We start from the raw sequence: 13,207 nt of genomic DNA, 5'->3' as shown, positions 1-13,207 counted from the left end.
GGTGGTTTCGACAGCGTGTCGAAACCGCGGACTCCTGCATCAACGACGACGGCTGGCGTCCCTCCCGAGGAGGGGCACCAGCCGTCGTCGTTCACCGCCGGACACCTATGCTGGTCCGGGAGGCGTTGCTACAGACCGAGGTCGGCCTCGAAGGCGCCTTCTTCCAGCCGGGCGCGCAGCGTCTGCAGGAAGCGTCCGGCATCCGCGCCGTCGACTAGACGGTGGTCGTAGGTCAGCGACAGGTACATCATGTGGCGGATGGCGATGGTGTCATCGCCATCGGTGCCCGTGACGACCATGGGACGCTTGACGATGGCTCCGGTGCCGAGGATGGCCACCTGCGGCTGGTTGATGATCGGAGTATCGAACAACGCGCCGACCGACCCGATGTTGGTGATCGAGAACGTGCCACCGGAGAGCTCATCCGGGCCGATCTTGTTGTCGCGGGTGCGCTTGGCGACATCATCGATGCGGCTGGCAACGCCGGCCAGGTTCAGATCACCGGCGTTGTTGATGACGGGAACGAGGAGACCCTTTTCGGTATCCACTGCGATCGCCAGGTGCTCGGCGTCGTGGTAGGTGATCTCCTGTTTGCCCTCGTCGTATTCGGCGTTGAGCTTCGGGTGCTGCTTGAGCGCCTCGGCAACGGCCTTGGCGATGAAGGGCAGGTACGTCAGCTTGGTGCCGTTGACGGCCTGGAACTGTGCCTTGGCCGAGGTGCGCAACTTGGCCACGCGGGTCATGTCGACCTCGTGGACCTGGGTGAGCTGGGTGGACGTCTCCAGCGACTCGCGCATCCGCTGGGCGATGACCTGGCGGATGCGGGGTGCCTTCTCCGTCTTCCCTCGCAGCGAGGAGGGGACGACGGCGGCAGGAGCCTTCGGTGCGGAGCCCGAGCCGGCTGTCGGTGCTGCCGGAGCAGCGGACTTCTTGGCCTCGACGGCGTCCAGGACATCCTGCTTGCGGATGCGGCCGCCGACACCGGTGCCGGTGACGGTCGACAGATTGATCTCGTTCTGCGAAGCCAGACGACGGACCAGCGGGGTCACGTAGCCGTCGTTGCCTCCGGCGGGGGCCGGCGTCGAAACGGGCTTCGGGGCCTCGGCCTTCGGAGCTTCCTGCTTCGGTGCCTCCTGCTTGGGCGCTTCGGCCTTCGGGGCTTCCTGCTTCGGTGCTTCTTCCTTGGGCGCTTCGGCCTTCGGGGCTTCCTGCTTCGGTGCTTCTTCCTTGGGCGCTTCGGCCTTCGGGGCCTCCTGGGCCGGAGCCGACCCGGAACCAATGACGGCCAGCACGGATCCGACCTCGGCGGTGTCGTCTTCGTTCACCTTGATCTCCAGCAGGGTGCCGGCGACGGGTGAAGGAATCTCGGTGTCGACCTTGTCGGTGGAGACCTCGAGCAGCGGCTCGTCGACCTCGACCTCGTCGCCGACCTGCTTGAGCCAGCGGGTGACGGTGCCTTCGGTGACGCTTTCGCCGAGGGCGGGAAGCGTGACATCGGCCCGTTCGCCGGAATCATCGGAAGCAGCGGGGGCCTCGCTGGAGGAGGACTCCTCGGCTGCGGGAGCGGACTCCTGGGCGGGGGCCTCTTCTGCCGGGGCTTCCTCGGCGGCCGGTGCCTCTTCGGAGGATCCGGATCCGGATCCGTCGCCGATGCGCACCAGCGGGGCGCCGACATCGGCCGTCTCGTCCTCGGGGACGAGGATTTCTTCGATCACACCGGAGATCGGCGAGGGGACCTCGGTATCGACCTTGTCGGTGGAGACCTCCAGTAGTGGCTCGTCGACCTCGACGCTATCGCCGACCTGCTTGAGCCAGCGCGTCACAGTGCCTTCGGTGACACTCTCACCGAGTGCGGGCAAGTTCACGGTTTCAGACATGGTGTCCCCGTTCTCCTAAAGCTATATCTCTTGACTTGGACGGCCGGCAACGAGGGCGAAGCGGCCGGTGTTCGGCTTGCGTCGAGCTTAGTGCACGGTGGGCCGACCCGCGTAAGATCGGCCCACCGTGCACGTCATACCCGTGCTTAACCGTGAAGTGGCTTCCCGGCCATGGCCAGGGCGGTCTCGCCCATGGCCTCGTTCTGGGTCGGGTGTGCGTGGACCAGCTGGGCCACGTCCTCGGGGTAGGCCTCCCAGTTCACGATCAGCTGCGCTTCGCCGACCTGCTCGCCGATCCGGCTGCCGATGCCGTGCACACCGACGATCGGGCCGTCCTTGACGCGCACCATCTTGATGATGCCCGCGGTCCCCAGGATGGAGGACTTGCCGTTGCCGGCGAGGTTGTATTCCTGGATCTCGACCTGGTCGTCGCCGTACTTTTCCTTGGCCTTGGGCTCGGTGTAGCCCACGGACGCAATTTCCGGTTCGCAGTAGGTCACCTTCGGGATGTTGATGTCCTCGACGATGACCGGGTTCTTGCCGGCGATCTCCTCGGCCACGAAGATCCCGTGCTGGTAGCCGCGGTGGGCCAGCTGCAGACCGGGAACGATGTCGCCGATGGCGTAGATGTTGCCGACACCGGTGTGCTGGCGTTCGTCGGTGATGACGAAGCCGCGATCCATGGTCAGGCCCTGCTCCTCGAAGCCGAGGCCCTCGGTGACCGGGCCACGGCCCACGGCCACCAGGACGATGTCCGCCTCGAGGTCGGTGCCGTCGGCCAGTGCGACCTTGACCCCGTCGTCGTTCTGCTCGACCTTCTCGAAGAAGACGCCGGTCTTGGACTTGATGCCGCGCTTCTTGAAGGCACGCTCCAGGCCCTTGACGATCGAGGGATCCTCGTTCGGGACCAGCGACGGCAGGCCCTCCACGATGGTGACGTCGACGCCGAAGGACTTCCAGACGGAAGCGAACTCCACGCCGATGACGCCGCCGCCGAGGACGATGGCGCTCTGGGGCAGGGTTTCCATGGCGAGCGCTTCGGTGCTGGTGAGCACTCGGCCGCCGATCTCCAGCCCCATGGTCTTGGTGGTGGAGCCGGTGGCCAGGATGATGTTCTTGCCCTTGTAGGCGACCCCGTCCACATCGATGGTGTCCTGGGACACCAGGCGGCCGTTGCCCTCGATGACGTTGACCTTCTTCATCTTCAGCAGGCCGGCCAGTCCCTTGTACTTGCCGGCGACGATGCCGTCCTTGTACTGGCGGACCGCGCCCATGTCGATGGAATCCAACGTGGTGTTGATGCCGTACTTGGCGCCTTCGCGGGCGTTGTCGGCCAGTTCGGCCGAGTGCAGGTACGCCTTGGTCGGGATGCACCCGGTGTGCAGGCACGTGCCACCGAGCTTTGCCTTTTCCACCAGGCCGACGGTGAAGCCGAGCTGGATGGCGCGCAATGCGGCCGAGTAGCCGGCGCTGCCGCCACCAAGGATGAGTACATCGAATTCTTGCGTTGTTGCCGATTCGGCCACGTTGACGCTCCCTCGCGAGTGAGATCATGCCCCACGGTGTGGGGGCTCGTTCCATGTGTTCTGCCTGTCCGACCTCGGGGCCGGAGAGGCACTGCCTACTATTCTTTCAGGGTTCACCTTAGCGCGGACCATGGCCGATCATCCACAAACCGTGACCGGCCGATCGTGGGTGGGTGACCGGTCTCATGGACCGCCGCTTCGGAAACTACCGTGCTGCCAGTGCCTCCGCGTAGGTGACCAGGGTGCGCAGACCGGATCCGGTCCCGTTCTTGGGGACGTAACCATAGGGGGCGACGTCGTTATATGAGGGGCCGGCGATGTCGATATGTGCCCAGGGGATCTTCCGGCCATCGACCTCACCGACGAACTCCTGCAGGAACGCGGCGGCGGTCATCATCCCGCCGTTGCGTTCACCGGCATTGGCCAGATCGGCGACGGTCGAATCCAGGGAGGCCCGGAGCTCTTCGGGCATGGGCATGCCCCAGGCGGATTCCCCGGAGGTCCCTGCGGCACTGACCAGTGCATCGCGGACACCGCTGTCACCCATGATGCCGCTGGTGCGGCGACCCAACGAGATCAACTGTGCGCCGGTGAGCGTGGCGATGTCGATGATGACGTCGGGCTTTTCGGCGCTGGCAGCCACCAGTCCGTCGGCCATCACCAGGCGACCTTCGGCGTCCGTGTTCAGGTTCTCCACGGTCTTGCCGCCGAACATGGTGAAGACGTCGCCGGGACGGGCGGCGTGGCCGCCGGGCATGTTCTCCGCCAGGCAGAGCCAGGCGGTCGCGCGCAACGGCAGTTGGAGCTCGGCGATGGCGAGCATGCTTCCCAGCACGGTGGCTGCCCCGGCCATATCCGACTTCATGAAGTGCATGTTCGCTGCCGGCTTCAACGAGATGCCGCCGGTGTCGAAGGTGATTCCCTTGCCGACGAAGGCGAGGTGGCGGCGGGCCTTGGCCGGGGAGTACTCCAGCTTGACCAGGCGCGGCTGGCGCGAAGAGCCCTTGCCGACGCCCATGATCCCGCCGTACCCGTCCTTTTCCAGGCGCTTCTCGTCGTAGACGGTGACCTTGATCGGCAGCGACTTCACGGCGCTGCGCGCCTCCGTCGCGAAGGATTCGGGGAAGAGGTCGCTGGGGGAGGTGTTGACCAGATCGCGCACGCCGCGCACGGAGCGACCGACGATGGCGGCCCGGCGCAATGCGGCCGGCAGGGTCTTATCGGCCGACGCAGCGGTGGCGATGATGCCCTCGGTCAATGGCGTCTTCTCCGGAGCCTTGGAGAGGTGGTTGGAGAAGGCGTAGGCACCCAGGGCGACACCTTCGGCGACGGCCGTGGCCGATTCGACGGTGGGGGTCGGTAGGGCGAAGACCACCTTGGCGTGGCCCTTGAGCTGGCGGGCGGCCGCACCGGCGGCGCGACGCAGCGCCTCCGGTTCGGGGGTCTCGCCTTCGACGGTCCCGACGCCGGTCAGGACCAGGACTTCGGCCTTCAGCGAACCGGTGGCCGGGAGCCGGAGGACTTCATCGGCCGCTCCGGTGGCGCCCAGGGCGGGCAGTGAGTCCTGGAGGGCGGAGGCCTCTGCCTTCGGCAGGGGTGCGTCGAGCAGCCGGGGGCCGTCCTTGCCCTGGGCGATGGCGATGACGACGGCGTTGGCCGCCACCCGCCGCACGTCGGGGGAAACGGCGGTCAGCTTCAATTCGCTGGCGTTGATCACGGGTCGGGATCCTTAATGCAGCCGCCCACCAGGGCTGCGGTTGGTATGTGAAGTAGATGTTGCGTTCCCCTTGATCGTATCGCTGCCCGATGGTGCCGGGGTCCACCGGCGTCGTGATGGGCCGACCTGGTGGGTCCAACCGATAGAATGGTGCCCGGGCCGGGAAGGAATCCGAGGCCCCGTGTGTTGAACCGGAAGGTGCATGCTCGAGTCCCTGGAAGGAGACACCATGCTTGATCCCTTGTCCCTCGTCAGGTACGACGACGAGGTCGTCGATGACGTGCGTCTCCAAGGACTGGGCATGCTGGTCTCCCTCGCGGGCCATGCCGACGCAGGGCAGGTCAGTCAACAAATCCGTCGGGAACTGCTGGGTAAGCTCGATTCCGAGCTCATCGCCTCCTTCGATGCCGACCAATTGGTCAACTACCGCGAACGACGCCCGCAGATCTCCCTGGCCGCCGACCATTTCACCGACTATGCGGCGCCCGTGATCGAACTGCACCGGCTCACGGATGGGCTGGGCACCGACTTCCTCTTCCTGACCGGATCGGAACCGGATTTCCAATGGGAGCGGTTCGCCGCCGCCGTCGTGTTGCTGGCCCGTGGCCTGAATGTCTCGTTGGCTGCCGGGATCGGCGCGGCGCCCCTGCCCGTACCGCACACCCGGCGCATCGGAGTCACGGTGCACGGGAACCGCCCCGATTTCGGGCAAGGCATCTCGACGTGGAACCCCTCCGCCCAGATTCCCGCGGCGGCAGCCCATCTGGTGGAAATGCGCCTGGACGCGGATGGCCGCGACGTCGTGGGGTACGACCTGCACATTCCGCATTACCTGGCCGATTCGGAATACCCCCAGGCAGCAGTGGCTGCGCTGGAATTCCTGGGGGCCGCCCTGGGGCTGGGATTGCCCTCGGACGATCTGCGCGAAGCGGCGCGGAAGGTCGAAGGACAGATCGCCGAGCAGGTCGCCGACGCCCCGGACGTCCAGCGGATGGTCGCCAATTTCGAGAAGCGTTTTGACGCCCATGAGCCCGAGGCCGAACGGCGTTCGCTGCTCCTGACGGCCGACGAGGCCGTTCCCGATGGCGAAGACCTGGGGACGGCGGCGGAAGCCTTCCTCTCCTCGGAAGCAGCCAAGGGCGACCCCGACGAAAGCGGTCAGTGACCGCCCTCAGGGTCAGGGCCGCCTCCGGGCCCGCCTGGTGGGTCTGGGGGATCGGTGTCTTCGCCTACATGGTTGCCGTCACCCAACGGACCAGCTTCGGTGTCGCCGGGCTGGAAGCAACGACCCGGTTCGATGCCAGTGCCTCGATCCTGGGGATGTTCAGTGTCGTCCAGCTCGTGGTCTATGCCGGTTTGCAGATCCCGGTGGGCATGCTGATCGACAAGTTCGGTTCACGGCGGCTCATCATCTTCGGTGCCGTCCTGATGGGCGTGGGACAGATGTTGCTGGCCCTGGCCACCTCCGTTCCCGCAGGATTGGTCGGGCGCTTCTTCGTGGGCGCCGGCGATGCGATGACCTTCGTATCGGTCATCCGCCTCATCTCGGCCTGGTTTCCGGGCTATCGCGTCCCGATGCTCACCCAGTTCACCGGCATGGTCGGCCAGTTGGGGCAACTGCTCAGCCTGGTGCCCTTCGTGGCCCTGCTGCATTGGGCCGGATGGACGACCTCGTTCCTCTCACTGGCCGCGCTGTGCGTCCTGGCTTTCGTCCTCTCCCTGGCCGTCGTGCGGGACCAGCCGGCCGGAAGCGCGCCGCTGCCCCCCGGACCCGCTCCGAAATCCTTGGCCGTCCTGGGGGAGGCCTGGCGCCAGCCGGGGACACGGTTGGGGTTTTGGACGCACTTCGGCCTGCAATTCACCTCCAACGTCTTCCTGCTCGCCTGGGGGTACCCCTTCCTGGTCTCCGGTCAGGGCCTGGAGCCGGCCGCGGCGTCGGGACTGATGACGATCTTCGTCCTGGTCTCGCTGGTTTTCGGGCCGTTGTTCGGGGCCATCGTGGCGCGGCATCCCCTGCGGCGGTCGACGTTGGCGTTGGGGATCATCATCCTGATCTCGGCTGCGTGGGCCACCGTCCTGCTCTGGCCCGGACCGGCACCGCTGAGCCTGCTGGTCGTGTTGTTGACCCTGCTGGCGATCGGTGGACCGGGATCGATGATCGGCTTTGATTTCGCCCGGACCTTCAACACCCCTCAGAGCATCGGAACCGCCACGGGCATCGTCAATGTCGGCGGATTCACCGCGGCGCTGATCAGCGTGTATTTCATCGGGCTCATCCTCGACCTGCAGTTCGCGGCCGCGGGCGGCCGGGGGGATCTCTACAACCTCGATGCCTTCCGTTGGGCGATGGCGTTCCAATTCATCCCCCTGGCGGCGGGCGCCATCGGCATCCTCGTCACCCGCCGCAAGGCCCGGGACGATTTGGCCCATCACGGGGTGGTGGTCGTCCCCCTCCGGCAGGCCTTCTCGGAACGGCGGTGGCGCCGCGGCCGGCGGCCCCGCATCTGAACGGCAGCTGCCACGGACCCCTCACCGGGAGCTGCCCGGCGCCGTCGGGGCCGGTTGCTCCACAAGTCAACGGCCCAGCCTCGGACGCCACGCACGGCAGGGGACACGGTGGGGTTATGAACAGCTCACCGGGACAACTCTCCGTCAGTGACGCCGAAGGCGTCATCTCGCTCGTACCCCATCTGCTCGGATTCCATCCGCGCGAAAGCCTGGTGGTGCTGATCATGCGGGATAAAGCCTTGGAAGCCACGCTGCGGGTGGACCTCCCGGCCCCGGGCCCCGGCATGATGGCGGCGCGGGCATTCACCCGGCAGCTGGCCGACTATCTGCGGGCGGCCCCCGAGGCGGATGGCGCCTGCCTGGTGGTGTATTCGGAACTGGCCCATGCGGACGGAAAGATGCTCCCGTACCGGGATTTCACCGATGTGGTGGCCACGCAGCTTCAGCGCCGCGGATACCGGATCCCTGATGCCTGGCTGGTCGGCTGCGGACGCTGGTGGTCCTACTTCTGCGCGGAACCGGACTGCTGTCCTACGTCGGGGCGGCCGATCGAATCCGTCCTGCTTTCGGAGACACATCTGGACATGGTCCTGCGGGGGAGCAGCCCCGTGTCCCAACCGTGGGACGGGACGGGGACAGCTTCGTGGCCCGGGCTGGAGGCGGTGCGTGAGGTGGTTGAAGAACACCGCAGTGCCGGCGGCGGGTGGCGGGAATCCCTGCGCGGCCTTGAACGATGGTGTGCGGCCCTGGACCAGGAGCCCCGGGGGCTGGTGGCCGAATTGAAGTCGAACCCCTCGGACACCGGGGCACTGTTGGCATCCCTGGGGACCGATCTGGTGCGGGACGCACTGCCGTTCGCCGCCGGAAGTTCGGGAACCGCGGCGCGGAACGCCCTGGTGGGCAGGCTGCGCAACGCCCGGGCCAACGTCGAGTTGCGTGAACTGGGTGAATTCATGTTGGGCAACTCGGACCAGGCGCCCCACTGGGAGGGCCTGGAGCACCTATGGGAGGTGGGCCGGGGAATACTACCGGCGGCAAGGGGGCGGGACCGGTGGGCCCTGCTGTGCATCCTGGGCTGGGTTGAATGGGCCAAGGGGCACAGCAGCGGGGCCCATGCCCTCATTGCCACCTGCCGCTCGGAGGAGCCCGATTACCGTTTGGCCGCCTTGCTGGACGCCTTCCTTTCCCGGGGGCGGTTGCCCCGGTGGGCCACCAACCGGGAAACCGCCTGGGCGGGCTGTCTCGAGGCCGGCCAATGACGAGCGTGGGCTCGAAACGTGAGACACTATTAACCGCAGACCCGGTTGGGTCCGTGTCCTTGGGGACGGTAGCCACTGTCCCGCCCGTCGTCCACTTTCGGAGACGGGAACAAAAGGCCGAATGCAGGCGTTGCACCCACTGGACCCTTCATTCGGATCCGCCCATGTGGCGGAACCCGGACTTGACAGGGTCATAGTGGTGTTACCCGTCAGGTGGCGCCGCGGTCGATCCGTGAGAAAGGTTATTCGTGCCAGCTTCCAAATCAAGCTCTCAGGCCACCACCAGCCGGGGCAAGAAGCCCGCAGCCGCAGCGGGTGCAGTGGATACAGCCGATGAGACGGATGAGTTGACGCCTCAGCAGAAGGCCGCTCAGACGCGCGCCAAGAACAAGGCCAAGAAGGCGGCCCAGGCAGCAGCCGAGCCCACCGAACCGGTGGCGGCGGAGCCGGAGGCCGAGGAGGAGGGCGAGGTAACAGCCAAGCCCGACAGTGAAAAATCGGGGGCCCCCGCCGATCCGGCAGCCCGCGAAGACGAGGCGCGCGGTTTCATCATCACCAGCGATGACGACGATGCCCCGCAGCAGCAGGTGTTGGTCGCCGGTGCGACCGCCGACCCGGTGAAGGACTACCTGAAGCAGATCGGCAAGGTCGCCCTGCTCAATGCCGAACAGGAAGTGGACCTCGCCCTGCGGATCGAGGCGGGTCTCTACGCCACCGAGAAGCTCAAGGCCGGCGACGACCTGCCCAAGCGCCTGCGCTGGGACCTGGAACAGGTGGTCCATGACGGCAAGATCGCCAAGAACCACTTGCTCGAAGCCAACCTGCGCCTGGTCGTCTCGCTGGCCAAGCGCTACACCGGTCGTGGCATGCTCTTCCTGGACCTGATCCAGGAAGGCAACCTGGGGCTGATCCGTGCGGTCGAGAAATTCGACTACACCAAGGGCTTCAAGTTCTCGACCTATGCCACCTGGTGGATCCGTCAGGCGATCACCCGTGCCATGGCAGACCAGGCGCGGACCATCCGCATCCCGGTCCACATGGTTGAGGTCATCAACAAGTTGGCCCGCGTCCAGCGTCAGATGCTGCAGGACCTCGGGCGCGAACCGACTCCTGATGAGTTGGCCAAGGAACTCGATATGACCCCCGAGAAGGTCGTCGAGGTCCAGAAGTACGGTCGTGAACCGATTTCCCTGCATACCCCGTTGGGCGAGGACGGCGACTCCGAGTTCGGGGACCTCATCGAGGACTCCGAAGCCGTGGTCCCGGCCGATGCCGTGAGCTTCACGCTCCTGCAGGAACAGCTGCACTCCGTGCTGGACACATTGTCCGAGCGCGAAGCCGGCGTGGTGGCGATGCGTTTCGGGCTGACCGATGGCCAGCCGAAGACGCTGGATGAAATCGGCAAGGTCTATGGCGTCACGCGGGAGCGGATCCGTCAGATCGAGTCCAAGACGATGTCCAAGCTGCGCCACCCGTCCCGGTCGCAGGTCCTGCGGGACTACCTGGACTAGACCGGAGCGTCGGCGAGCCGACCCGGAGCCACAGGCCGGCACCCCTGCCACGGGGTGCCGGCCTGTGGTGTTTCCAGGGGCGCTTCCTCGCAGGCGGTGGGGTGCTGCCCCATGACAAGGGGCGCGCGCCGAAACGAATCAGCGCAGACAAAAAGCGGGAACCGTGTGTTCACGGTTCCCGCTTCAGCAGTCTTCAGGCCCCCAAGGGGCCTGTCGATCGAGGATCAGTCCTCGTCGTCGTAGACCGGCTTTTCATGAAGTTTGTCGGTTTCGTCCTGCCACTCGGCGGTCATGGGCCGCAGCTTGGCCTCGACGTCGCGTGCGTGGTGGCCGCAGAAGAGCAGCTCTCCGCCAGAGGTCTGAAGAACCGCCCGCACATAGGCCTGTGCTCCGCAGCGGTCGCAGCGGTCGAGTGCGGACAGTCCGCGTGTTGCCACTGATGTTGGCGTCATGGTGACCTCCTTAGATCTCGTGTACCCAATACAACCAGTTACGGCGGTGATTCATCCCGTCATGACTCGACTTTCGCTCACCGCGTAGCGTTCGGGGGGTATTGGAGGCATGGGCGTGTCGTGGAACACGCCCTGATCGACCGTCGAAAAGCAGCAACGGCGCGGGAACCGTGAAATGCCGGAGGCGGGGACTACCGTGGAATTGGTCCCCATTCCATCGTCAACAAGGAGCACGTTCCCCGTGGCACCGAGTTCTCAGTACAACGCACGCCACCTCTCCGTGCTCGAAGGCCTCGAAGCGGTCCGCAAACGTCCGGGCATGTATGTCGGCTCCACCGATTCGCGGGGCCTCATGCATTGCCTCTGGGAGATCATCGACAACTCCGTGGACGAGGCGTTGGGCGGATTCGGCCAGAGCATCACCATCGTGCTCCACGCGGACGGTTCAGTTGAGATCCATGACGATGGCCGGGGCATTCCCGTGGACGTCGAACCCAAGACCGGGCTGACCGGCGTCGAAGTCGTCTTCACCAAACTCCACGCCGGCGGAAAGTTCGGTGGCGGCTCCTACACCGCCTCCGGCGGCCTCCACGGCGTGGGTGCCAGCGTGGTCAACGCCCTGTCCGGACGTCTGGATGTCCAGGTGGACCGTGGCGGGAAGACCTATCAGATGCAATTCCGCCGCGGGGAGCCGGGACGTTTCAAGGACACCGGGAAACCCAGGCCTGAAGCACCTTTCGAACCGTTCGTGGAAAACTCCGAACTCGACGTCGTGGGCAAGGCCAAGCGCGGGGTCACCGGAACCCGCATCCGCTACTGGGCGGACGAACAGATCTTCATCTCCGACGCCAAGTTCTCCTACGAGGAACTCGAGGCGCGCGCCCGTCAGACGGCGTTCCTGGTGCCGGGCCTGCGGCTGACCCTGCGCGATGAACGCAAGCTCGCGGGAACCGCCGGTGAGGACGGGCCGATCCAGGAGGTGTTCCATCACGACGGCGGCATCTCGGAATTCGTCGACTACCTGGCCAACGATCCGGCCGTCACCGACATCTGGCGCATCCAAGGCAGCGGGAGCTTCAAGGAAACGGTGCCCGTGCTCGACGACGCCGGACACAGCAAAGTCATGGAGGTCGAACGCTCCTGCGAGGTCGATGTCGCCCTGCGTTGGGGAATCGGCTACGACACCACGGTGCGTTCCTTCGTGAACATCATCGCCACGCCCAAGGGCGGCACCCACCAGACCGGGTTCGAGCAGGCCCTGCTGAAGACCTTCCGCAAGGTGATCGAGTCCAACGCCCGCAAGCTGAAGGCCGGTAACGACAAGATCGAGAAGGACGATGTGACCGCGGGGATGACGGCCGTCTTGACCGTGCGTCTGGCCGAACCCCAGTTCGAGGGGCAAACGAAGGAGATCCTGGGGACCTCGGCGGTGCGCCAGATCGTTTCCCGGGTCGTGGAAAAGCAACTCGGGGCACGGCTAACCTCCTCGGCGCGGGCCGATAAGCAGCAGTCCGGGGCCGTGTTGGAGAAGGTCGTCAACGAGATGAAGTCCCGGATCTCGGCCCGGGTCCACAAGGAGACCCAGCGGCGCAAGAGCGCGTTGGAGACCTCGTCGTTGCCGACGAAACTGGCTGATTGCCGCAGTGATGACGTGGGGCGTTCCGAACTGTTCATCGTCGAGGGCGATTCGGCGCTCGGCACCGCCAAACTGGCCCGCTCCTCGGACTTCCAGGCCCTGCTCCCCATCCGGGGCAAGATCCTCAACGTCCAGAAGGCCTCGGTGGGGGACATGCTCTCCAACGCCGAATGTGCGGCCCTGATCCAGGTCGTGGGGGCCGGATCCGGGAGGAGTTTCGATATCTCCGCCGCCCGGTACGGCAAGGTCGTCCTGATGACCGATGCCGATGTCGACGGCGCCCACATCCGTACCTTGCTGCTGACCTTGTTCTTCCGGTACATGCGCCCGATGGTCGAGCATGGCAGGGTCTATGCCGCGGTGCCGCCGCTGCACCGCGTGGAGGTCATCCACTCCGGGACCAAGCCCAATGAGATGCTCTACACGTATTCGGAGAACGAGCTCCACACGGTTCTGGCCCAGCTCGAGGCTAAGGGCAAGAAGTACAAGGAACCCATCCAGCGTTATAAGGGTCTGGGTGAGATGGATGCCGAGCAGTTGGCCGAAACGACGATGGATCCGCGCCACCGCATGCTACGCCGGGTGAACATCGCCGACGCGGAGCGGGCCGAGCAGGTCTTCGATCTGCTGATGGGCAGTGATGTGGCGCCGCGCAAGGAGTTCATCATTGCCGGCGCGGAACGCCTCGACATGGAGAACATCGACGCCTGATCGGCGCCAA

At 65.9% G+C, this 13,207-nt stretch carries 9 protein-coding genes; 5 read left to right on the top strand and 4 right to left on the bottom strand.

The window, feature by feature from the left end:
- Nucleotides 1-128: 128 nt before the first annotated feature.
- The 3 genes from sucB to ACT3S2_RS03515 form a co-directional block, all read right to left on the bottom strand.
- Entirely contained in the window at nt 129-1,877 is a 1,749-nt protein-coding gene (sucB, locus tag ACT3S2_RS03525) for a 2-oxoglutarate dehydrogenase, E2 component, dihydrolipoamide succinyltransferase (RefSeq protein WP_444561238.1), read from the bottom strand.
- A gap of 146 nt (nt 1,878-2,023) precedes the next feature.
- Nucleotides 2,024-3,403 (bottom strand): dihydrolipoyl dehydrogenase, encoded by a 1,380-nt coding sequence (gene lpdA, locus ACT3S2_RS03520; RefSeq protein ID WP_444554045.1) that lies wholly within the window; start codon nt 3,401-3,403, stop codon nt 2,024-2,026.
- A 205-nt stretch (nt 3,404-3,608) separates the two neighbouring features.
- Complete coding sequence (locus ACT3S2_RS03515) at nt 3,609-5,120, bottom strand: leucyl aminopeptidase (protein WP_444554044.1); 1,512 nt, start codon at nt 5,118-5,120, stop codon at nt 3,609-3,611.
- A 229-nt stretch (nt 5,121-5,349) separates the two neighbouring features.
- Between ACT3S2_RS03515 and ACT3S2_RS03510 the strand changes: the two genes are divergently transcribed.
- The 4 genes from ACT3S2_RS03510 (at nt 5,350) to ACT3S2_RS03495 (ending at nt 10,398) form a co-directional block, all read left to right on the top strand.
- A complete protein-coding gene (locus tag ACT3S2_RS03510) occupies nt 5,350-6,285 on the top strand; it encodes a PAC2 family protein (RefSeq protein WP_444554043.1) in 936 nt (311 codons plus the stop codon).
- 68 nt (nt 6,286-6,353) lie between these two features.
- On the top strand, nt 6,354-7,628 hold the full coding sequence (locus ACT3S2_RS03505; protein WP_444554056.1) for an MFS transporter: 1,275 nt from the start codon (nt 6,354-6,356) through the stop codon (nt 7,626-7,628).
- A 116-nt stretch (nt 7,629-7,744) separates the two neighbouring features.
- Nucleotides 7,745-8,887 carry a DUF4192 domain-containing protein gene (locus ACT3S2_RS03500; protein ID WP_444554042.1) on the top strand — a complete coding sequence of 381 codons (1,143 nt, stop codon included), beginning with the start codon at nt 7,745-7,747 and terminating at the stop codon, nt 8,885-8,887.
- Nucleotides 8,888-9,135: 248 nt separating this feature from the next.
- Nucleotides 9,136-10,398 (top strand): RNA polymerase sigma factor, encoded by a 1,263-nt coding sequence (locus ACT3S2_RS03495; protein ID WP_444554041.1) that lies wholly within the window; start codon nt 9,136-9,138, stop codon nt 10,396-10,398.
- A gap of 224 nt (nt 10,399-10,622) precedes the next feature.
- Here ACT3S2_RS03495 and ACT3S2_RS03490 read toward each other — a convergent pair whose 3' ends face one another.
- A complete protein-coding gene (locus ACT3S2_RS03490; RefSeq protein WP_086999860.1) occupies nt 10,623-10,850 on the bottom strand; it encodes a DUF7455 domain-containing protein in 228 nt (75 codons plus the stop codon).
- A gap of 241 nt (nt 10,851-11,091) precedes the next feature.
- On the opposite strand from ACT3S2_RS03490, the gene ACT3S2_RS03485 reads away from it, so the two are divergent.
- Nucleotides 11,092-13,197: a DNA gyrase/topoisomerase IV subunit B gene (locus ACT3S2_RS03485; RefSeq protein WP_444554040.1), complete on the top strand. Its 2,106-nt coding sequence runs from the start codon at nt 11,092-11,094 to the stop codon at nt 13,195-13,197.
- Nucleotides 13,198-13,207 lie beyond the last annotated feature (10 nt).

The organism is Arthrobacter sp. AOP36-A1-22 (assembly GCF_052377615.1).
Taxonomy (GTDB): domain Bacteria; phylum Actinomycetota; class Actinomycetes; order Actinomycetales; family Micrococcaceae; genus Arthrobacter_H.
This window is presented reverse-complemented; position numbering and strand designations above follow the sequence as displayed.